This is a genomic window from Acetobacter senegalensis, assembly GCF_001499615.1.
In the GTDB taxonomy this organism is placed as follows: Bacteria; Pseudomonadota; Alphaproteobacteria; order Acetobacterales; family Acetobacteraceae; genus Acetobacter; species Acetobacter senegalensis.
On record NZ_LN606600.1, the window covers coordinates 2,813,996 to 2,835,394 of the forward strand.

Below are 21,399 nucleotides of genomic sequence, written 5' to 3' on the forward strand. Positions count from 1 at the left end.
GCATGACAGGGCGGCAGACATCTTCTTCCGGGCCAGCTGATCCCCGGTTTTTCAATCGGTCTGGTCCGTTTGAGGCTCAGGTTCTGGCAGATGCGGCTGAGGCCTCTTTGCTTCCTCCTCGGGAGGGAGCGCTGTCTGCTACCGGCTATACCGGTATAGCGCCGCTTCAGGTGGCTGGACCGCAGGAGGTCAGCTTTCTGGACAACCGGCGCTATGCCCCGCTGCTGGAAGAAACAAAAGCGGGATTGGTGATTGTTGCACCTGCTTTTGCTGATAAGGTGCCCCCTCACTGCGCTGCTCTTGTGTCAAGCAAGCCTTATCTGGCGTGGTCACGGGTGGCGCGGCTGTTTCATCCCAAAAAGCCTGTAAAACCCGGTATTCATCCGTCAGCCTGTATTGATGCTACGGCAAAGGTAGACGCTACCTGCGAGATCGGCCCCTTTGTGGTTGTTGAAGCAGGCGCTGAAATCGGTGCCGGTTGCATTATCGGTTCGCACGCAGTTGTGGGGCAGGGAGTGCAGATTGGGCAGGACTGCCGGATCGGCAATCATGTTACGGTCTCCCATGCGGTTCTTGGCGAACGCGTGATTATTCTGCCGGGTGCACGGATCGGGCAGGACGGGTTTGGTTTCGCTGTCGGCCCGAACGGGTTTGAAAGCGTGCCGCAACTGGGCCGCGTGGTGCTTGAGCATGATGTGGAAATAGGAGCCAACACCACCATAGACCGCGGATCAGTGAATGATACGGTTATTGGTGCGGGCTCGCGTCTCGACAATCTTGTTCAGATCGGCCACAACGCCCGTCTTGGACGGTGCTGCATTGTGGTGTCTCAGGCAGGAATTTCCGGTTCTACCGTGCTGGAAGATTTTGTGACTGTGGCGGCGCAGGCGGGGCTGATCGGGCATATCCGTATTGGTGCCAAGGCACGTATTGGCGCACAGTGCGGCGTGATGTCCGATGTGGAAAGTGGCGCGGATGTTATTGGCAGTCCGGCCATGCCCTTCCGGGAGTTTTTCCGGAATGTTGCAGTGTTGCGCAAACTGGCCAAGAAAGCGTCCGGATCGGCTGAAGGCGGTTCGGGTAAACAGTGAACACATGCCGGGCGCTGTCCGGCCGAGCAGGGTGGTCTAGGGGACGTGGAGACGAAACAAGAGTCGCAGCAGGACGTTCAGACAATCGATAAGATTGACGTCAACCGCATTATGCAGGCGATTCCGCACAGATATCCTTTTCTTCTGATCGACCGGATGGTGGAAATCGTCCTGGGAGAAGAGGCAACAGGTATCAAGAATGTTTCCGTCAACGAGCCGTTTTTTCAGGGACATTTCCCCGAGCGGCCTGTCATGCCGGGTGTCTTGATTGTGGAAGCTATGGCTCAGACGGCAGCCACTCTTGTGGTTCTGACGCTGGGTAAGGCCTTTGAAGGCAAGCTGGTCTATTTCATGACCATTGAAGGCGCAAAGTTCCGTCGTCCTGTAGAGCCAGGCGATCAGTTGCGCATCCACGTCAAGAAGGAACGGAACCGTTCCAATGTGTGGAAATTCCGTGGTGTGGCCAAAGTGGATGATGTGATTGTGGCAGAAGCCACGTTCAGCGCAATGATCATGGGCTGAATGAGGCCTTTTAACGCTTTAATTTTTGAAAGAGACGATTTTTGCCCGGAAAACGCCCGCTTTCTGAGGCAAGGCTGCTCACGGTTCATGCGTAAACAGGCGCAGGCGTGGCGCAAGCAAGAGAGGAGCTGAGGTGGTGCACGCTGTAGGAAAAGACAGGGTAGCGGTTATTCATCCGTCTGCCATTGTTGCACCGGAAGCCCGGCTTGGACGTGGTGTGGTGATTGGGCCTTGGTGTTCGGTTGGCCCGAATGTGGTGATTGAAGACAATGTGGAACTGATTTCCCACGTTGTTATTGATGGCCATACGCGGTTGGGGGAGGGATCACGTTATTTTCCCTTCTGCACCGTTGGTATGGCACCGCAGGATCTGAAATATAAAGGCGAACCAACCCGGTGTGAGGTTGGTGCCGGGACTGTAGTGCGTGAGCACGTTACCATTCATCGTGGCACGGCAACGGGCAGCGGTCTGACGCACGTGGGTAATGATGTGCTGATCATGGCCAATGCTCATGTTGCGCATGATTGCTGGCTGGGTGACCGCGTTATTATTGTCAACAACGTGGTCATGGGCGGTCATGTCACGATTGAAGATGATGCCAGAGTCATGGGCTCTGCTGCTATTCATCAATTTGTGCGTATTGGCCATGCGGCCCTTGTAGGCGGCGTGGCCGGTGTGGAAGCTGATGTGATTCCCTATGGCAGCGTACTGGGTAACCGGGCGCGTCTGGTGGGGCTGCATTGGATCTGGTTGCGCCGGAATGGGGTGCAGTCGGCTGAAATTCATAGGATGCGCAAGGCGTTTTTCACGCTTTATCCAAAGACGGACGAGGACGGTACATTCGCATCGCGTCTGGATGTGGTGCGTCGTGAATTTGGCGATGATGTGCGTGTGCGTGAAATTCTCGACTTCATAGATGGCCCCAGCAAACGCGGATTGGTGCGTGTGGCGCGGGGTGACTTCAGCACGGCAGAAACCGAGGGCGCGTGAGCGCACAAACGGGCGCTGTCGGTATTCTGGCAGGGGGAGGCCCTCTGCCAGCCCGTGTTGCCGAGGCGGCTGCCGCTGCGGGGCGTCCGGTTTTTATTCTAGGCTTTGAAGGATTTGCTGAGCCAGAGGTCATTGCGCCTTGGCCTCATGAAACTGTTCGGCTGGGTGCAGCCGGACGGATGCTCTCTCTTCTGCGCGCCCACGGGTGCACGGATCTGGTGCTGATAGGCCCAATTCGTCGTCCTTCTCTCCGTAGTTTGTACCCTGATGCAGAAGGCGCACGTATTCTCGCAAGGTTGGGACGCGCCTTGTTCGCGGGGGATGACGGCTTGTTGGCGGCCCTTGTGCGTCTGTTGGGGGAAGAAGGGTTTACCGTTCGTGGTGCGCATGAATTTCTTGCGCAGTCTGTGGCGCGGCCCGGGGTGCTGGGGCGTATCGTTCCGGATGAACAGGCGAAGGCTGATATCCAGCGCGGTATACAAGTTGTGCAGGCTTTGGGGCGCATGGACATCGGGCAAGGCTGCGTGGTGCAGAATGGCCTTGTATTGGCTGTGGAGGCCATGGAGGGCACGGACCGCATGTTAGCGCGCGCAGGTGAATGCCGTCAGCCGGGTGACGGCGGTGTGCTGGTCAAAATGTTGAAACCTGGGCAGGAAAAGCGCGCCGATATGCCGACGATCGGGCCAGCTACCGTCAGGAATGCTCATGCTGCCGGCTTGAAAGGGATTGCCTTTGAAGCCGGCCACACATTGATGACTGATCGTGAAGCCTGCATTGCCGCCGCTGATCAGGCCGGCTTGTTCCTGATAGCCATTACGCCATAGACATTTGCTGACTGAAACCCGGACCGTCGCGTGTCCATGAGGGTTTTGGAGCCTCTGTTTTCAAAAAGCTCATACGGTTTTTTGTGTGAACCATACTGTGTAGAATTCTTTTAGACCGCAGAGCACTGAAGAGAGGACAACCTATGCCCCGTTATTTGCACACCATGGTTCGCGTAAAAAATCTGGATGCCAGCATCGCTTTCTACAAATTGCTGGGGATGCATGAACTGCGCCGTCGGGAAGTGCCGGAAGGCCAGTATACGCTGGTTTTTATAGGATACGCGGATAACGCTGCGGGAGAAGCCGAAATTGAACTGACCTATAACTGGGGCAAGGATGACGGCTACGACGTGGGCACAGGATTCGGACATTTTGCCGTAGGCGTGCCAGATGTTGCCGCCGCCGTAGAAAAGGTGCGGGCTGGTGGCGGCAAGGTGACGCGTGAGGCCGGACCCGTGAAATTCGGCACGAGTGTTATCGCGTTTGTTGAAGACCCGGACGGCTACAAGATTGAACTGATCCAGCGGCCTGACTGACAATAAAGCCACAGTCTTCGGAGAGCCGTTGATGGGGAAATGCCGCCACTCTCATGGCGGCATTTTTTATAGGCGCTGAAAGCTGAGTGATGTCTGAATGATTGGAATAAAATGGATATCAGGCAGGAGGTTGCTGTTTTAGGCGGAGTAACAGCCGCTCAAGAGACTCGGTAATGGTCTGGGCGGCTTTCTGAACAAGCGGGTCGGGATTTTCATCAAGCTGATCGGCCGCCAGCATGGCGGGAGAGATAATACCGCGAATATCATGCCGCAGCTTGGGCGTTAGCTCTGACCCGGTTGCAGAAAAAGGGGCAGGCGGCGTGGCGGGTTGTGTGGCGGCAGCGGCCTGCTCGGGCCGCGCGAGAGTGCTCTCAGAAGAAGTCTGATGGCCGAGAGCCGCAGCATGCAACCGGCACCCCAGCCACGCGCCGATGGCAGCGGCCAATATCACCGGCAGCAGGCCAGCTGGGAAGGAGAGACCCAGTACGCCTGAAACAAGAGCCCCCAGGATCGGCAGGCAGAACAGGGCAATCAGAGGGCTGGTTGAAGGACGAATCTGGTTCACTACGGATCAACCTTTGCGTTTGTGGCGTAAAACCGGCCGGAAGACTCTGTGGTTGTGATTGACGGACACACATCTGAACAGTATAAGCCGCCCCTGATCTGGGCAGGTGGTTCTGTGCTGCCTGTATGACATTTTAATGAAGGGAGTGCAGCAATGAAGCGCACTTATCAACCGTCCCGGCTGGTCCGCAAGCGCCGCCATGGTTTCCGCGCCCGTATGGCAACTGTTGGCGGTCGCCGCATTATTGCCAACCGTCGTTCCAAAGGCCGTAAGCGTCTTTCCGCTTAAGTCTTTACCGGCAGTCCGGCAGAATGGACCGGAGTGAAGGTCAGGCAGAAGCGGGAACGGTGTTTGTCCGGTCCCAGCGTCTGAAGAATCGGAAAGAGTTTCTCTTTCTGGCTGCGCGGGGGCGTAAAGCGCCTGTGCCGGGCCTTGTCCTTCAGCTCTTCCGGCGTCAGGATTCGGATGCCGCTCGTGTTGGGTTTACTGTTACCAAAAAGGTCGGGAACGCCGTAGTGCGCAACAGGGCTCGCCGCCGGTTGCGGGAAGTGGTGCGATTAGTTGAAGCTGATACGCCGCTTAACGGGCTTGATCTTGTTCTGATAGGTCGTGCTGCTACGGGGAAACGTCTTTTTACGGACCTGGTGGCGGATTTCCGCAAGGCCCTTGCGATATGCCTTGCCGAGGCCGACCGAAAGGCTCACTCCCTCAGAAAATAAATGCTGCTTCATGACGAGGTAGCTTGGGGGTGTAACTTTCTCGGCTTGCATTCCTGCTCATCCTGCGCTGGAACCAGAGTGCCGTGAAGACTCCGGGTTTTGCGGTCTGATTTTATGTTCCGTTTCGTGCAGGGGGGCCAGCGGGCCAGCCAATGGATACAAGACGTCTGATACTGGCAACGCTGCTGTCAGCTGTGGTTCTCATCGGGTTTGATTATTTCTTCCCGCAGGGGCCAAAGGCCCCTGTTCCCACATCCACTCAACAAACTGTTTCTGCTCCGGCTTCTGGCGGTGCTCCGTCAGCAAATGTGCCCGCAGCGCCGAGCGTAGCGGAGCCCGCGGCTCAGCCGGATGGCCCTGAGACGCGTGTGGTGATTGATGCTCCGGCTGTGCAGGGCAGCCTGAGCCTGCGCGGTGCCAAACTGGATGATCTGGTGCTCAAGGCGTACCGTGAAACAACGGATGCCAACAGCCCGGATGTAAGGGTGCTCAGCCACGCAACGCAGGCCAAGCCTGACTATGTGGATTTTGGCTGGCGTGCCGCGTCTGACGCAACCGTTCATCTGCCAGATGCCAACACGCTGTGGAAAGCAGACAACACACATCTGGATGCGACCCATCCCGTAAATCTTACATGGGATAACGGTCAGGGGCTGACGTTTGAGATCGCCATGGCGGTTGACAAGAACTTCATGTTCACGGTGACCCAGCGTGTGCACAACACCAGTGGTCAGGCTGTGGCCCTGTATCCCTTCTACCGTGTGAACCGGGGCTACACGCCTGAAACAAACGGCGGCATGCTGGTGCATGAAGGTCCTATTTCCGTCATTGATGGTCGTCTGAACGAAGGGTCTTACAAATCCCTGCGCAAGGATGGGGTTCCGCCGGATAACGTGTCCTGGAGCCATCAGGGCACCGGTGGCTGGGCTGGTATTACGGACAAATACTGGCTGATGGCCGTTGTGCCTGATCAGTCCGCGCAGGTGGTGGGCGCTTATACGTACCTGCCGCAGAAAAACATGTATCAGGTCGGCTTTACCAGCACGGCCCCCATTCAGATTGCAGCCGGCCAGACAGCCAGCACCGAAGCCCATGTTTTTGCCGGTGCCAAGGAAGTGCGTCTGCTCGACCAGTATGAGCACGACCTGCATATCCCCATGTTCTGGAAGGCTGTGGATTTCGGCTGGCTTTCCTTCCTGACACGTCCGGTCTTCTTCGTGCTGGACTGGCTGTATTCCATGATGGGCAATTTTGGTCTGGCTCTGCTAACCTTTACGGTTATCGTGAAGCTGGCCTTCCTGCCGCTGACCATCAAGCAGATGCGCATGACGTGGAAAACCAGCCGCCTGAAGCCGAAGGTGGACCAGATCCGCGCGCGTTACAAAGATGATCCCATGGCCATGCAGCAGCATATTATGGGGCTGTATCGGGAAGAGAACGTGAACCTGTTTGGTGGCTTCCTGCCCCTGTTCATTCAGGCTCCCGTGTTCTGGTGTCTGTATAAGGATCTGTATGTCACCATTGAAATGCGTCACGCGCCGTTCTTTGGCTGGATCAAGGACCTTTCCGCGCCAGACCCCACGAATATTTTCAACCTGTTTGGTCTGATTCCGTTCAACCCGGCGCATGTGTTGCCGTTGCTGGCGCTGGGCGCGTGGCCGATCCTGTATGGCGCTACCATGTTCCTGATGCAGAAGATCAGCGCCAGTTCCACCAACATGGACCCGGCCCAGCAGAAGGTGATGGCGTTCATTCCGTTGCTGTTCACCTTCTTCATGGCGCATCAGCCCGTGGGTTTGGTGATCTATTATTGCTGGAGCAACCTGCTGACGGCATTGCAGCAGGTGCTTATTCTGGGGCGGTTCAAAGCTGCGGATAAAAAATCCGTGCCGAGCAAAAGCTGATGGCGGATACAACCCGCTCCTTCCGCGAACTGGATAGTCAGGCGCAGATTGACGCCGCCCTTGAAGAAGGGCGGCTCCTTTTTGCAGGCTCCTGTGACTTTATTTTCGGGGCACAGAAGCTGGGGCAGCTTCCTCCGCAGACTCTGCCGGAAATTGCGTTTGCCGGGCGTTCCAATGTGGGTAAGTCCAGCCTTGTGAATGCGTTGACGGGGCGCAAGACACTGGCTCGCGCTTCTTCCGAACCGGGCCGTACCAAACAGTTGAACTTCTTCAATCTGGCGGATCGGCTGATGCTGGTGGATATGCCGGGGTATGGATACGCCAAGGCTGCGAAATCCGTGAAGGAAGACTGGCAGGAAATGATGTTTGATTACCTGCGGGGCCGTCCTGGCCTGAAGCGGGTGATGTTGCTGCTGGATGCGCGGATTGAACTCAAGCCGCATGATGAAGAGGTCATGAAACTGCTGGATCGCGCTGCGGTCAGCTTTCAGATCGTTCTGACCAAGTGCGATGCCGTGAAGCCAGCCCCTCTGGCCCGCAAGGAAGAAGCCATACTGGCTGTGGCACGCCGTCATGCCGCGGCATGTCCGTTTCTCTCCCTCTCCAGCAGTGAGACCGGGCAGGGTATTGAACAGTTGAGAGCGGAACTGGCGGAATTCGCGCTGCCGTCGCAGTCCTCCTAGTTTCGGCAGGTTTGAGAGCAGGAAATTACACCATGACCATCGCCAAGCCTCCCATTATGGAGCCGCATCAGGAAGCGGCCATTCTGGCCGGTGCGCTGCCCTATCTGCGCCGCTATGCCGGTGACACCATTGTGGTGAAATACGGCGGTCATGCCATGGGTGACCCGGAACTGGCGCAGACCTTCGGGCGGGATATCGCCTTGCTGAAGCTGGTTGGCATCAACCCCGTGGTGGTGCATGGCGGCGGTCCCCAGATCAACAGCATGCTCAAGCGGCTGGATATCAAATCCACCTTTGTGGATGGCCTGCGGGTGACAGACGCCAACATGGTGGATGTGATCGAAATGGTGCTGGCCGGTTCCGTCAACAAGGAAGTGGCAGAACTGATCAGTCAGGCTGGCGCGCTGGCGGTAGGTATCTCCGGCAAGGATGGCAAGCTGATTACGGCCCGCAAGTTGCAACGCACAGTGCGGGATAATGACAGCCAGATTGAACGGGTGCTTGATCTGGGCTTTGTGGGCGAGCCCGTGAAGGTGGACCCTCGTGTCATCTATGCGCTTTCCGGTTCGGGCCTGATTCCGGTTATTGCTCCTGTTGGGCTGGGGGAAGATGGCGCAACCTACAATATCAATGCCGATACGGCGGCTGGCGCTATTGCCGGGGCTGTGCATGCTACCCGTCTGCTGATGCTGACAGACGTTCCCGGCGTGCTGGATGCAAACGGCAAGTTGATTCCTGAATTGACAGCCGAGCAGGCGCGTCAGGCCATTGCAGACGGTGTGATTACCGGCGGCATGATTCCCAAGGTTGAAACCTGTATTCAGGCCGTGCAGGCCGGTGCGCGGGCTGCGGTGATCATCAATGGCCGTATTCCGCACGCGTGCCTGCTGGAACTGTTCACCGCTTCCGGCTCCGGCACACTCATCCGGGCGGACTAAGCCCCATGCGCGGCGGCTGACGGTAGTGCCTGAGGCACTGCCGGATGGCTGTCCGTGTGTCATGATGCGTTGACAGGCATCGGCCCTGTCCGCATGGTCCATCCGTATTTTTCGTATCGGGTCGGCCTGCCCCGATTGGTTCCATCATGTCTGACGGTGTCTTATGACTGAAGCTACTCTCCGCGCTCATATTGAAACTCTGTGGGAAGCACGTGATCGTGTGTCTTCCGCTACCGTCGGTGAAGACCGCAAAGCCATTGAAGACGCTCTGGAAGCTCTGGATTCCGGTCGTCTGCGTGTTGCTGCCCCCAGTGAAGATGGCTGGGTGGTGCATGAATGGCTGAAAAAGGCGGTTCTGCTGTCCTTCCGGCTGAATGACAGTGTTGTCATTCCGGGTGCTGCGGCAGGTGCTCCGGCTTATGACAAAGTGCCCGTCAAGTTTCAGGGGTGGGACCAGGCCCGTTTTGAAAAAGCCGGTTTCCGCGTGGTGCCGGGTGCCGTGGTACGTTATTCCGCCCACATTGCCCCCGGTGCGGTGCTGATGCCCAGCTTTGTGAATGTGGGTGCCAACGTTGGCAGCGGCACCATGGTGGATACCTGGGCTACAGTGGGAAGCTGCGCACAGATTGGCAAGAACTGTCATATCAGTGGCGGTGCCGGTATTGGCGGTGTGCTTGAACCGCTTCAGGCTGCTCCGGTCATTATTGAAGATAACTGCTTCATTGGTGCCCGTTCAGAAGTGGCGGAAGGCGTGATTGTTGAACGTGGGTCCGTTCTGTCCATGGGTGTATTCCTCGGGGCTTCCACCAAAATTGTGGACCGCGCCACGGGTGAAATCTTCATGGGCCGCGTTCCCGCCTATTCCGTTGTGGTGCCGGGCACGCTGCCGTCTTCCAACCCCATTGGCGCAGATGGCAAGCCCAACCCGCAGTTGGCCTGCGCCGTGATTGTAAAGCGCGTTGATGAACGCACCCGTTCAAAAACGTCTATCAACGATCTCCTGCGCGACTAAGCCGCAGGATAGAGGCAGCATGAGCGGATCAAGCCCCGAGCATATCCCGCCCGTTGGGGCAGCAAGCGCCGATACGGCTGGTGTGCAGGCGTTGCCTGTGCCCACCGATCCGGTTGCTGTTGCGCAGGCGTTGATCCGCCATCCCTCAGTTTGTCCAGACCCCGGCCCGGCGCAGCAGATGCTGGCCGTCATGCTGGCGGAACTGGGATTTGATGTCTGGCATCTTCCTTATGGGGAAGGGGCAGAGCGCACGCCTAATTTTTTTGCCCGGCGGGGTAAAACGGGTCCGCATATCTGTTTCGCCGGGCATACTGATGTTGTGCCGCCCGGCAATGAAGCTGCGTGGACCCATCCGCCTTATGCTGCCGAGATTGACGGCGGTGTTCTGTATGGCCGGGGTGCCTGTGACATGAAAGGCGGCATTGCCGCGTTTGTGGCCGCTGTTGCCCGGTTTATGCGTAAAGGTCCGCATTCAGGCTCCATCAGTTTTCTGATTACGGGAGACGAGGAAGGTCCTGCCACCTACGGTACCAAAAAAGTGCTGGAATGGATGGCGCAGGAAGGCCAGATCCCGGATTATTGCATTGTGGGTGAACCAACCAACCCCATAGCCATGGGCGATATGGTCAAAATTGGCCGCCGTGGCAGTCTGAACGCTCATATTGTTGTGGAAGGTGTGCAGGGGCACGTGGCCTATCCTCACCGGGCGGATAATCCGGTGCATCGTCTGCTGACCATTCTGGCTGCCCTGCAGGCTCACCCTTTAGATAATGGGTCTGACTGGTTTGAGCCTTCCAGCTTGCAGGTCACCAGTGTGGATGTAGGCAATCCTTCTACCAACGTGATCCCGGCACGGGCGGAAGCACGGCTGAATATCCGGTTCAATGATCTACATACCGGCGCAGGCCTGACCGGCTGGCTACGGACACTTTGTCGCCAGCATGCTCCCAACGCTCGTGTTGAGGTGAAGATCAGTGGAGAGTCGTTTCTCACTGCACCCGGCGCGGCAACAGATGCTCTGGTGAAAGCCATTGAGCATGTAACGAAGCGCACACCCAAGCTGGATACGGGGGGCGGCACATCTGATGCCCGCTTTATTGCGCAATACTGCCCGGTATCCGAGTTCGGGTTGGTGGGGGCCAGCATTCATAAGGTGGATGAGCACACCTCGGTGGCAGATCTGGAAACACTTACCCAAATATATGAGACCTTTCTGGAAGGGGTCATGGCGTGATTTCTAATTCGGGAAAAATGGGAAGTGGGCGGAAAATCCTGCAAGGCATGCTGCTTCTGGCCAGTGGACGGCGCGAAGGCATAACCTGCTTTGAGGGCACGCCGGACGCATTTGGGGCGGCCATTGCTCCGCAGTTGGCTATGCTGATTGTGGGGCTGTTGCAGGTTTTTCTGGTGTCGGACAAACTGCTGGGCCTGACCAAAATCCTGCTTTCTCTCTGCGTTGTTCTGCTGCCTGCGGTGGTGTCACAGTTCTATGCGCATCGCTGGGGGCGGGATGTTCTATGGTTGCGCTATATAACGGCCGCCACGTGGTGCAACTGGGTGGTGCTGCTCATTTCTCTGGGGGCAACCATTCTGGCAGGGTTGCTGTTCCCGGCCATTCTCACACAGCCTGGGTTTATGGGCGCTCTGGTGCTGAGCGTGGCTGTGTATGAAATGTGGCTGCAATGGTATGTGGCGCGTGTTGGGCTGGGGCTTAGCCGTGGCCGCGCGTTGCTGCTGTATGTTTCCATACTGGCTTCCACATTGGTGCTGTATGCACTGGCCGCGCTGTTGCCGCCTCATTACATCGTGCTGAAAGATCTGCTTCAGCCGATGATCAACGTGAAGGCTGGCTAAGGGCTTCCCCTCAGGGTTGCCCCAGAGCTTTCCGCTTTTTAGCTTTGACGACCGCGGTATCCAATGCGGAGAGGAAAGTGGAGCGGTCTGAGCGGGCAAAGCTTCGCCCCCCCTGTGTGATGACGCCTGTATTGCGCAGATCATCCATCAGGTTCCGCATGGCGAGCGCCATACCTATGGCATTTTCATCAAGAATACGGCCACGCGGGTCCAGCACACAGGCTCGGCTTGCAACGCACCGCGCAGCAAGCGGAATATCCGCAGAAATTACGATATCATGGGCCAACACATTGTCGGCAATCCAGTTATCCGCAACATCCATACCTTCTGAAACAACAATACGGTCAATGAGAGGTGATGCCGGAATGGCGATCATCTTGTTGGACACCACATACGTGTGCAGCCCATAGCGTGCGGCCACGCGGTAGGTTTCGTCCCGCACCGGACAGGCATCGGCATCTATAAAAATACGAATCATGCAGCCAGTGTAGCACAGGATTTCTGAGCTGTTGGGAAACGTCCCGTCACGACGCCCTCAGGAGAAAGGATCAGGTTCATACCCCACGCCTGTAAGATACAGGCCTTCAGGCGGGGCCGTGGGGCCTGCAGCACAGCGGGATTTTGCCTCAAGCGCCTGCGCAATGCGTTCTGGCTTCCAGCGTTTCTGGCCTACCAGGCTAAGCGTACCCACCATGTTGCGCACCTGATGGTGCAGAAATGAGCGCGCTTTGGCAATAATCCAGACTTCATCGCCGTGCCGTTCCACGGTCAGGATATCCAGCGTGCGGAAAGGGCTTCTTGCCTGACAGGCCACGGCCCGGAAGGAGGTGAAATCATGCGAGCCGATCAGGTGATTGGCTCCCTCCTGCATGAGGTCAATATCCAGCGGCGAGCGCAGATGCCATACGTGATTGGTCGCCAAAGCGGGCCGGGTGGGGCGATTGAGAATACGGTAACGGTAGGAACGCCATGTGGCAGAAAAACGGGCGCTCCAGTCCAGCCCTACGGGAGCGGCTTCCAGCACGGCAACGGCGTGCGGCTTGAGGTGATAGCTTAGTCCGTCTCTTACCCGGTAAGGCAGCAGCGGCATGTCGGCCGGAAAATCCAGATGCGCCACTTGTCCTGTTGCATGCACACCGGAATCCGTCCGGCCAGCAGTAATGCTGGAAACCCGGCGCCCGCCCGCCATGCGTGTGGCGGCTTCCTCAAGAAGTGCCTGCACGGACAAGCCGGAAGCTTGGCGCTGCCAGCCGACAAGCCCTGTTCCATCATATTCCAGCTTGACGGCCCATCGCTGACAAGGGGGAAGGTCTTGCAGAAGGGGGAGCGGCTCCATTGGCAGATCAGACATTATGGAACGGTCACAGAAGAAAGAGAGATCATTCTGGCTGCGGGGCTGAAGCAGAATCATCCTGCGGGCTGAGCAGAACCGTGCCCGGCGGGAGCGGATGCCCACGCAGAAAAGCTTCTGCCTCCATCATTCCACGCCCCGGCTTTTGCAGGCGCGTCAACTGCACAGCACCTTCGCCACACGCCACAGTCAGTTTGTCATCCAGCACAGTGCCAGCTTTTGCAGAGTGTTTGTGCTGAGGAAGAGGAACGGCAGCGCCGATTTTAAGCACCATTCCATCCTCCAGCAGAGTAAAGGTACCAGGCCATGGCGTAAGAGCCCGAATACGCCGGTCTATGGCGATGGCGCTTTCCTGCCAGTTGATACGTCCATCCTCACGGGTGAGTTTCTGGGCGTAGGTGACGCCATCTTCCGGCTGTGGCGTAGCCGGAGGTTGATCCGCCAGGGCCTGAACAATCAGGGTGCCGCCCAGAGCGCTGAGAGCATCATGCAGTGATGAGGCGGTTGTCTGCCCGTTAATGGGAACGGAGCCGCGCAACAGCATGGGGCCGGTGTCCAGACCCGCTTCCATCTGCATGATGGTCACTCCACTTTCCGTATCACCAGCCAGAATGGCGCTCTGGATAGGAGAGGCTCCCCGCCAGCGTGGTAAAAGGCTTGCATGAATGTTCAGGCAGCCGAGCCGTGGTATGTCCAGCATGCTCTGCGGCAGAATGAGACCATAGGCCGCTACCACGGCCACATCTGCCTGAAAGGCTGCAAATGCGGCCCATTCATCAGTATTTTTCCGCAGGGAGACCGGATGCCTTACTGGCAGGCCGAGCGTCTCAGCCGCCTGATGAACGGGAGACGCCCGGAGCGCCTTGCCTCGGCCAGCGGGGCGGGGTGGCTGCGTGTAAACGGCAGCAATCTCATGCCCTGCCGCATGGAGAGCGTGCAGGGCAGGCACGGCAAAATCTGGCGTACCCATGAAAATGATGCGCATACACGTGGCCTCCGGCCTTAGGAGCGTTTCTGCTTCTGTTCCTTGGCCAGACGCCGCAGGATCATGTTACGGCGCAGCGTGGAAAGGTGGTCCACAAACAATACGCCTTCAAGATGGTCGATTTCATGCTGCATGCAGGTGGCCAGCAGGCCGTCCACTTCCCGCTCAATCAGATCACCTTCAAGGCTGCGCCATTTGACACGCACCTGCTCTGGCCGGGTGACTTCCGCATACTGGTTGGGCAGGGAAAGGCAGCCTTCTTCCCGGGCGGCCAGCGTTTCTGATTCCGCCACAACTTCCGGGTTGATCATGATAATAGGCTCACGCGCGTCTTTCTCGCCCAGATCCACCAATGCAAAGCGCAGGCTAAGGCCAACCTGCGGGGCGGCAAGGCCAATACCTGGTGCTTCATACATGGCCGAGAACATGCTGGGGAGAATACGGCGGATTTCTGCCACATCTTCGGGTTTGACCTCACGGGTCTTGCGCCGCAGCACGGCATGCGGGGCAACGAGGATCGGCATGGGCGCGGCCTCGGCCGCTGCAGCGGCAATGGCTGCGTCTGTCAGAGCTGCGTTTGTCATACGCCCGATTTAGCGCCCCAGGCTTCAGGATGCCAGAGGCAACCAGCGGAATGAAGGCAGAAAACGTGTGAAATATGCCGCACTGTGGCGCGGAATGTTCACAAACTGTGCCAAAGCAGGCCGTATGACCATGCAGGATGCGGCACCCTGTCTTGCGTTGCGGCTGCGGTCTCCCATATCGTGAAGAAACCGGATGCCATCAGGGTCCGGTCCTGTCTCGCTCAGAAAGGAGGAGGCTCTATGTCAGGCAGAGTATTTGGCTCGCCCATGTTTCTGGGGTTTGATCATCTTGAACAGATGCTTGAGCGCGCCAGCAAAGGGGCAAGTGACGGTTATCCGCCCTACAATATTGAGCAGATGGCCCCCAACAAGCTGCGGATCACGCTGGCGGTTGCCGGCTTCCGGATGGATGATCTGCAAATCACGCAGGAAGACAACCAGCTTGTTATCCGTGGTCGGCAGGTGGAAGACGCGGAAGAGCGTATTTTTCTGCATCGGGGGATTGCATCCCGCCAGTTTCAAAAGGCTTTCGTGCTGGCTGAAGGCATAGAGATAGGCGGTGCATGGCTTGATAACGGACTTTTGCATATTGATCTGTTCCGTCCGCAACCGGAAGTGCGTGTAAAGCGGATCGAGATCATGCAGGCTGGCCAGAAGGCGCATCCTGTTAATGGCGCAGCCGCCCTGAAACCGCGTTCGGCCCGTGTGCTGCATACGGTGGATGAAAGAGAGGGCAACTGAAGGCCTTGCTCGCCCTTTTTGTGAAAGGAAAAGGGGATGGAAGGTGGTTGCAGTATTGGTTTTGGCAAGGATTGAGGAGGGCACTATGAGAGTCACGACTCAGAATGGACGTGTTGAGCTTGTGCCAGATCAGTCGGAAACCCCGGTTGATGTCCACCAGCTTTCTGAAAATCAGTTCCGGTCTCTAGGGCTGGAAAATGTTGCTTACATTCGTCCCGCCCTGACAGAAGATGGCGAGGAAGGATGCGCCATTCATGCCGCCGACGGTTCCCCTCTGGCCGTGGTGGATGATATGGAAACGGCATGGGGAATCATTCTCCACCACGATATGATCCCGGCCAGCCTCCAGTAGGTTCTGGCGCGAGGAAAACAGGAAAAACCCTGCTTTTTTATAAAAAGGCAGGGTTTTTTTGTGCGTCATATGGCAGGTGTGGATTATTTTTCTGAGTATCAATTGCAATTACACGAGGTAGAGTGCCGTGGGTCACGGATGCCGAAGATGGGAGCGGGTCAGGATAATGATCCTGACCCGTTTAGCGTCAGCTCTCTGAACTCTTTGCTGCTCGGAAACGTGACATTACGGGGGCTCGAAGGAAGGGTTGGAAATTGGAAGGAGGGCAGGAAGTGTGAGCGGAGCGCCTGCCGTTAGGCGGAATATATGTTTTAAGGAGGGGTATTCGGCAGAGGGAACAGGACAAAAGTGCAGCATGCACAAACCCGATAGATCCTGTGTTGTCACTATTTCGATGTAGACATAACTGATAATTTTTTATGATATGTGTTTGTTAGGTATATTTTATGCCGTGGGATTTCATAATGATAAAAATAAGATATTTCCTTTTTTTATTCTTGGCTTTGTTTTGCGTGTTTGCAGCATTCAGATGCTGGACTGTGCCGAATGTTCTGATCTTTCGATCCGAATCTGTCGGCGATATTTATGTTCCAACATTTTATCCGCCAACAGATACAGCGCGTCTGAAATTCAGTGACGGAGCCGTTTCAGCGGTATCGGTCCATCCTGATAGCGCCCCCATTGTGCAGTCGAACGGCCTCTCCATTTATCGTGTGCCTTCCACGTCTCCTTTCTGTCACGCCACACCGAAGTTTTGTGTTCCAGGACGGGAAGGGGTGATTGTTTTATCCGGCCAGAATGAAAAGGGTCCTGTCTTTTCATCTTCTTACGCAGTTCTCACGGAGGTAGATACTTCTCTGTCTCATTTGCGTCATCTGGTGAATAAAAGCAGTCCATCTCAAAGATTGTTTGTTGTTTCTTTGAATGGGAGAGTGAAGTCCGTAAAGGAGTTGCAGAATTCTGGTAGCGATTTTTCTATAAACCTTCGTGATTTTGAAGAATTTTCGTACAAATTTCTCATATATTCTTTTGTTTCTTCGGCGTTAATTGTATTTTCCATTTATATTTTACTCTCTCCTGGCTCCATGAGGTTTTTCAGAGAGCTTTATGAACAGAATAAATTTTCATCTTTGTTTGTCTGCGTCTTGTGGTTGCTATTTTATATATGTGTTTTTCCGTCGATGTTTTGTCATGACACGATTATTCATAATGCAAATGCTCAAATCTATACAGAATGGTATTCAGGATTATACTTTATATATAATTCCTGCGTCCGAATTATAGGGTTTGAGTGGATACAGCTTGTCCCGGCGCTTGCTGGTCTCCTGAGTGTTTTGCTTTTGTTGAGATGTGGGTCTCTGGCCATGGCTGGTCGTCCGATCTGGCAAAAACGGCTTCTCTCCGCTGCGACTGTAGGGCTGTTCGTTTGCAATCCGGCAATCATCATCTCAATGTTCTCTCAACAGAGATATTTTGTTGTCATTACCGTAGTGTTTTTAGCCATAAGTCTCTGGTTTTATGGTTATTTTAAATCACTTTCCGAAAACCGCCCCTTTTCTCGGTCATTGGCGGTGGCGGTTTTGGTTCTTTGCGGATTGTCATGGCTATTAAGAGCAGAGTATTTGGCGGTCTTTGCTGTTTCCATACTCTTTTTTGTGTTCAGTAAAGTGGCGGCTGGCCGTAGTCGGCTGCTTGTTGTGGCGGGTTCTGTCTGTTTCATCATATTTATGAAGATGTTTATAGATCATGCCATGCCAATATTGTACGATTATAATAAAGACCTGGCCAAATGGAAGTATTTGACAGTTTCAGATATTTCCATGAGCTACCCTTATATTTGTCAGGGGCAGGTGGATCAGGAGCTTGCTGGGATAATCGGATATTTTGCTCCAGCCCAGAAGGTCTGTGAGGTCGGGCCAGAATCATTCTGGTGGGGAATGATGTCAGGAAAGGCCGGTCTCAATGCGGTTCCCACAATGCGAAATCTGCAACAGCGGGTCGTTTGGGATATTAAAAATAACTGGCGGCCTTTTCTTCACTATCGGTGGGAGACCGGCCTTCAGCTATTCTTCGGTGATATCTGGCAAATGGATAGCCGCTATAGACGGCGGGATATTGCCAGGGCGACGGGTGTTCCGGTCGATATCAATACAACGATCCCAGATGTTTTTGGTCTTATCAATGATCATCCTGCAACGCGAGGACTGAACAGGGACATTATTTCATTGTACGTGCGGGCCAGTCAGGCGGTCAATATCAAGGGGCTTGTCGTTATAGCAGTGGTTTCCATTGTGGCTCTGGCGACTGGATGGAGTTGGCTTACGCCTTTGTTCAGTCTGTTGTTCGTCGCCATGGTTATTCCTATTGTCTTGGTGGCCCCTACCGTTAATTGGGCTTATCTCGCATTTATTCCAGTATGGGCTTCTTTTTCGGTACCACTCGCAGTTTGTGAAATTCTTGTTACACAAAGATATTTCAAAAATTACGCGCCGCGAGGATGGCTGGCTTCAGGTTTTCTGCATATGCAGCGGTTTGTTCGGTTTGCCGCGCTTTCTGGGGGATGCTGGGCGCTGGATGCCGTCACTCTGCTTGTGCTGAACCATGCAGCCCATCTCCCCCCGATGTTGGCTAATATGATCAGTTCCTGCCTGGCAGCATCAATCGTTTTTCTGGTTTCCTGTCGCCATATTCATGGGGCGTCTGGTGATGGTCTGTTAAAACGGTCTGGTTTCTATATTGCCTATACACTTCTGCTTATTATCGTTGCATCTACAGTGTTGCCTGTTCTGATGGGCTATCTTGTGCAGCTTGGCGGGCTAAATCTAACCGGTGGAAGACTTCTCTTGCTGGCCAAAATTATTATAACTCCTCCTCAGCTCATCTGTAATTTCTTTGTATCGCGTCTTGTGGCGCATTATACCTTTCCTTCTCGTGATCGCTGAGATATGGCGTCAGGTAGAGATTGCGCTTTATCCCCAAGAGCCATGACTGAATTTGAATGATAAGTAAGTGAAAAGGAGGTCAAGCCGGATGGTGTCAAATTCTCCGCGCATACTTGTATTTGTTCCAATGTATAATTGTGCATTACAAATTCCGCGCGTTATAAAGCAATTAACCAACCCGCGTGTCGCAAAACTGATTGACGGTCTTGTCTGCATTGATAATCGCTCCACGGACCAGACCGCTGCAGCCGCTGCAGCCGGACTTGAAGCCCTGCATCAGATTTCACACCGCACTTTGCTCCGTAATGATGATAATTACGGACTGGGCGGATCGCACAAGGTTGCCATAGAGTTTGGACGTCAGCATGGTTATGATTTTCTGATCGTGCTGCATGGTGATGATCAAGGGAACATAGAGGATCTGCTGCCCTATCTGGAAAACGGTACCTATCTGCGCGAAGACTTTCTCATGGGGGCCCGTTTCATGAAGGGGTCTCGCTTGCAGGGATATTCTCTACTGCGCACGAATGCCAACCGAGCCTTCAATCTGATTTTTTCAGCAATTTCCCGCCGTCGTCTATATGACCTTGGTTCCGGTTTGAATCTGTTCCGGCTTTCCGCATTTGATGACGATTTTCAGAAACGTTTTGCTGACGACCTGACGTTCAACTATTATCTGATTCTAGTGGTTGCCGCACGGTCCTTCCGGTTGCGGTTTTTCCCGCTGACTTGGCGGGAACAGGATCAGGTCTCAAATGCAAAGCTGTCGCGCATGGGGTTCCAAATTCTGGCTTTGCTGATGCATCGGGTTAAATCGCTCTCTGCATTTGAAAAGGATGATCATCGGGCTATTGCACGTGATGCCTATCCCTCTACCGTGATAGGATCATGGCAACGTGATGGGGCAGGTGCTTCTGTCACCAGCCCTACCTGAAGAATACTTTTGATGATCTTTGTTTCTGACAACTGGATAAGAAAAGTTTCTCTTTTTCAGAATGGCGTTCGTATAGGGCTTTTTCGGGGACGGTTCCTGCTGACCGCATTGGCAACCCTATGTGTGTTGGCGGCGGGTTGGTATATCGGCCCCAAACTTCTACGTCCGTCGTTGTCCATAACAATTATTGTCACAATGCTTGTCTATTTTTTGGCTCATTGTTTCAGGGCAATGCGGCTGTGTATAATTTCCGGCCCACTACTGAAAATGCCAGCGCGGACCATTTTTCTGCTCCATTTTGCAACGGCACCGTTTGCGATCATTCCCCCTTTCAAATTGGGGGAAATTGTCCGCTTCTACACCCTCTGGACAATCAGCCGGAAACTGTCTGAAACTATAGTAACCGTTCTGCTGGATCGCCTCTTTGACGCGATCATCCTGTCCCTCCTACTGGCGTGGCTGGTCATTAACGACCATATCGATAGTGTTATGGATGAAAGCACACGTACCGTGCAGTGGATGATCCTGGCGGTAACCATAAGCGCCGGCGTATGTTTCCTGATCGGCCCCCGTGCATTAAGCAGTCTGCAACGTTATGTCATGATTCATCATTCAGGGCGCAATGTGCTGGTAAGCCTGCGCCTGATTGATGTTTTGCGCAAAGGCACAACGTCTGGTGAAGGATTGCTCCGCCAACAGGGGCCTTTGCTCATGATGATTACGGTTCTTATCTGGGGGCTGGAACTGGTGGCCGCAGCTTTGTTTACCCCCGTGGCGATCTTTCCAGAGTTCCATAATGCGGGTGTCTTACTGATCAACCGGACTGTACAGGAATGGCATGCCGCCTTTTCCTCCTTCATTGATCCAGCTTTAGCCACGTCCGCGGCAAGCAGTATTCTGGCGATATTTATTGTCTGGCCGCCTTCGGTTTACGGGTATCTTACGCGCATCATAACACCCAGTTCGCGTAGTCAGCGTCTTAAATAGTGAAGTCGGTAGGAATTCGCGTGCCACATCATGTTACTGTTATCTTCGATGATCGCATTCCACCTCCCCCTGAGGTTGTCGCCATCATCGGAAAAGTGCCATTCTCCAGAATTGTGCGGCGACGTAAGCGTTTTGGAACTGAAATACAGGCTGCGGCAGAAAGCGCACATTGTGCGTTTCAGATCATCGAAACGGATGAGGCTGCAAGTGCGCTGGCACATCATATAGAAACGCGTGGCCCCGGTTTTCTCTATCTTCTTCTGCCGTCTTGTATTGCTCCGCTCTATATGGAGCAGCTAACACTCGTCATGAAGAAATCGGCTTTTGCGTTGGAAAGCACTTTTCTTGCGCCGATCAGCGGGGACGCAGCGGCTGTTATTCTGAAAGAAAAGGATGCCATTGCGTTTCTGCGTGCTGAAGATACAGAAGACCGACGCAATATTTTGCTCAGACTGTCCGAGGCTGCACCCGAGATGGTTGATCGGGTCAGTCTGGTTGATATCCGAAAACCACGAAGCCTATTCAAGTTCCTGGTAGGATCGACCGAAGCACGCCACTTTAATGATACGTTAGCAGAAGACGGCGTATTTCATAAAAGTTCATCCGACGTCGCCAAGATGGAGGCGGAGTATCGTTATTTCCACGTTGCGCCGGAAGAGATGAAGCGGTTTCTTATGCCGACTTTTCATTTTTGGGCAAAGGGCGGTAAAGGCGGATACTCCATGGAGCATTTGCCTGTTCCGGATGTGGCGCTCCAATTTATTCATGGTGCTCTGAAACCTGCGGATTTTGACCTTCTACTGGACAATTTTTTTTGCGTTTCTGGCGTCGCGTCGAAAAGGAAGTGATAACGCAGCGCATACACTTGCTGAAGGGCGGCGTCA

The 21,399-nt window shown here is 54.8% G+C and carries 24 protein-coding genes; 19 read left to right on the forward strand and 5 right to left on the reverse strand.

Annotated features, from left to right (window positions below; translation table 11 throughout):
- Positions 1-2 precede the first annotated feature (2 nt).
- The 5 genes from lpxD to gloA all read left to right on the forward strand — a co-directional run bounded on the left by lpxD (position 3) and on the right by gloA (position 3,964).
- Positions 3-1,091: a UDP-3-O-(3-hydroxymyristoyl)glucosamine N-acyltransferase gene (gene lpxD, locus ASN_RS13105; protein WP_058988437.1), complete on the forward strand. Its 1,089-nt coding sequence runs from the start codon at positions 3-5 to the stop codon at positions 1,089-1,091.
- Between the two features lie 45 nt (positions 1,092-1,136).
- Entirely contained in the window at positions 1,137-1,613 is a 477-nt protein-coding gene (gene fabZ, locus ASN_RS13110) for a 3-hydroxyacyl-ACP dehydratase FabZ (protein WP_081473609.1), read from the forward strand.
- 136 nt (positions 1,614-1,749) lie between these two features.
- Positions 1,750-2,604, forward strand: coding sequence for an acyl-ACP--UDP-N-acetylglucosamine O-acyltransferase (gene lpxA / locus ASN_RS13115; protein WP_006559472.1), 855 nt, complete (start codon positions 1,750-1,752; stop codon positions 2,602-2,604).
- Positions 2,601-3,428, forward strand: a complete 828-nt coding sequence (locus tag ASN_RS13120; RefSeq protein WP_058988438.1) for an LpxI family protein — start codon at positions 2,601-2,603, stop codon at positions 3,426-3,428. The genes lpxA and ASN_RS13120 overlap by 4 nt, the downstream gene beginning before the upstream one ends.
- 143 nt (positions 3,429-3,571) lie before the next feature.
- The gene (gloA, locus tag ASN_RS13125) at positions 3,572-3,964 is read left to right on the forward strand and encodes a lactoylglutathione lyase (RefSeq protein ID WP_006559470.1); all 393 of its coding nucleotides are present in this window, start codon (positions 3,572-3,574) and stop codon (positions 3,962-3,964) included.
- Positions 3,965-4,082: 118 nt separating this feature from the next.
- On the opposite strand, the gene ASN_RS13130 is transcribed toward gloA, so the two are convergent.
- Entirely contained in the window at positions 4,083-4,529 is a 447-nt protein-coding gene (locus ASN_RS13130; RefSeq protein WP_058988439.1) for a hypothetical protein, read from the reverse strand.
- A 153-nt stretch (positions 4,530-4,682) separates the two neighbouring features.
- Here ASN_RS13130 and rpmH point away from each other — a divergent pair, with 153 nt between their 5' ends.
- The 8 genes from rpmH (at position 4,683) to ASN_RS13170 (ending at position 11,639) form a co-directional block, all read left to right on the forward strand.
- A complete protein-coding gene (gene rpmH, locus ASN_RS13135) occupies positions 4,683-4,817 on the forward strand; it encodes a 50S ribosomal protein L34 (protein WP_006559468.1) in 135 nt (44 codons plus the stop codon).
- Between the two features lie 23 nt (positions 4,818-4,840).
- Positions 4,841-5,248: a ribonuclease P protein component gene (gene rnpA, locus ASN_RS13140; RefSeq protein WP_058988440.1), complete on the forward strand. Its 408-nt coding sequence runs from the start codon at positions 4,841-4,843 to the stop codon at positions 5,246-5,248.
- Positions 5,249-5,400: 152 nt separating this feature from the next.
- Positions 5,401-7,152 (forward strand): membrane protein insertase YidC, encoded by a 1,752-nt coding sequence (gene yidC / locus ASN_RS13145; protein WP_058988441.1) that lies wholly within the window; start codon positions 5,401-5,403, stop codon positions 7,150-7,152.
- A complete protein-coding gene (gene yihA / locus ASN_RS13150) occupies positions 7,152-7,835 on the forward strand; it encodes a ribosome biogenesis GTP-binding protein YihA/YsxC (RefSeq protein ID WP_058988442.1) in 684 nt (227 codons plus the stop codon). Before yidC ends, yihA begins: the two co-directional genes overlap by 1 nt.
- Positions 7,836-7,867: 32 nt before the next feature.
- Complete coding sequence (gene argB, locus ASN_RS13155; RefSeq protein WP_006559464.1) at positions 7,868-8,773, forward strand: acetylglutamate kinase; 906 nt, start codon at positions 7,868-7,870, stop codon at positions 8,771-8,773.
- 163 nt (positions 8,774-8,936) lie between these two features.
- Positions 8,937-9,785, forward strand: a complete 849-nt coding sequence (gene dapD / locus ASN_RS13160; protein WP_035378104.1) for a 2,3,4,5-tetrahydropyridine-2,6-dicarboxylate N-succinyltransferase — start codon at positions 8,937-8,939, stop codon at positions 9,783-9,785.
- Positions 9,786-9,804: 19 nt separating this feature from the next.
- On the forward strand, positions 9,805-11,019 hold the full coding sequence (dapE, locus tag ASN_RS13165; protein ID WP_231948227.1) for a succinyl-diaminopimelate desuccinylase: 1,215 nt from the start codon (positions 9,805-9,807) through the stop codon (positions 11,017-11,019).
- Complete coding sequence (locus tag ASN_RS13170) at positions 11,016-11,639, forward strand: hypothetical protein (RefSeq protein ID WP_050942417.1); 624 nt, start codon at positions 11,016-11,018, stop codon at positions 11,637-11,639. Before dapE ends, ASN_RS13170 begins: the two co-directional genes overlap by 4 nt.
- A 10-nt stretch (positions 11,640-11,649) precedes the next feature.
- On the opposite strand, the gene ASN_RS13175 is transcribed toward ASN_RS13170, so the two are convergent.
- The 4 genes from ASN_RS13175 to def are packed head-to-tail and all read right to left on the reverse strand — an operon-like array spanning position 11,650 to position 14,559.
- Positions 11,650-12,117 (reverse strand): YaiI/YqxD family protein, encoded by a 468-nt coding sequence (locus tag ASN_RS13175; protein ID WP_058988443.1) that lies wholly within the window; start codon positions 12,115-12,117, stop codon positions 11,650-11,652.
- A 57-nt stretch (positions 12,118-12,174) separates the two neighbouring features.
- Positions 12,175-12,990: a tRNA pseudouridine(38-40) synthase TruA gene (gene truA, locus ASN_RS13180; RefSeq protein ID WP_082666825.1), complete on the reverse strand. Its 816-nt coding sequence runs from the start codon at positions 12,988-12,990 to the stop codon at positions 12,175-12,177.
- Positions 12,991-13,018: 28 nt separating this feature from the next.
- The gene (gene fmt / locus ASN_RS13185) at positions 13,019-13,975 is read right to left on the reverse strand and encodes a methionyl-tRNA formyltransferase (RefSeq protein WP_058988444.1); all 957 of its coding nucleotides are present in this window, start codon (positions 13,973-13,975) and stop codon (positions 13,019-13,021) included.
- Positions 13,976-13,992: 17 nt separating this feature from the next.
- Entirely contained in the window at positions 13,993-14,559 is a 567-nt protein-coding gene (def, locus tag ASN_RS13190; RefSeq protein ID WP_006560109.1) for a peptide deformylase, read from the reverse strand.
- Between the two features lie 240 nt (positions 14,560-14,799).
- Here def and ASN_RS13195 point away from each other — a divergent pair, with 240 nt between their 5' ends.
- The 6 genes from ASN_RS13195 (at position 14,800) to ASN_RS13220 (ending at position 21,363) form a co-directional block, all read left to right on the forward strand.
- A complete protein-coding gene (locus tag ASN_RS13195; RefSeq protein ID WP_035378112.1) occupies positions 14,800-15,300 on the forward strand; it encodes an Hsp20 family protein in 501 nt (166 codons plus the stop codon).
- An 85-nt stretch (positions 15,301-15,385) separates the two neighbouring features.
- Positions 15,386-15,652, forward strand: coding sequence for a DUF1150 family protein (locus tag ASN_RS13200; RefSeq protein ID WP_006560106.1), 267 nt, complete (start codon positions 15,386-15,388; stop codon positions 15,650-15,652).
- A gap of 464 nt (positions 15,653-16,116) precedes the next feature.
- Positions 16,117-18,594 carry a GtrA domain-containing protein gene (locus ASN_RS13205; RefSeq protein ID WP_157765185.1) on the forward strand — a complete coding sequence of 826 codons (2,478 nt, stop codon included), beginning with the start codon at positions 16,117-16,119 and terminating at the stop codon, positions 18,592-18,594.
- Between the two features lie 88 nt (positions 18,595-18,682).
- Positions 18,683-19,528, forward strand: a complete 846-nt coding sequence (locus ASN_RS13210) for a glycosyltransferase family 2 protein (protein ID WP_231948229.1) — start codon at positions 18,683-18,685, stop codon at positions 19,526-19,528.
- A 267-nt stretch (positions 19,529-19,795) separates the two neighbouring features.
- Positions 19,796-20,515 (forward strand): hypothetical protein, encoded by a 720-nt coding sequence (locus tag ASN_RS13215; RefSeq protein ID WP_157765186.1) that lies wholly within the window; start codon positions 19,796-19,798, stop codon positions 20,513-20,515.
- Positions 20,516-20,535: 20 nt separating this feature from the next.
- Positions 20,536-21,363 (forward strand): hypothetical protein, encoded by an 828-nt coding sequence (locus ASN_RS13220; protein WP_058988447.1) that lies wholly within the window; start codon positions 20,536-20,538, stop codon positions 21,361-21,363.
- Positions 21,364-21,399: the final 36 nt, after the last annotated feature.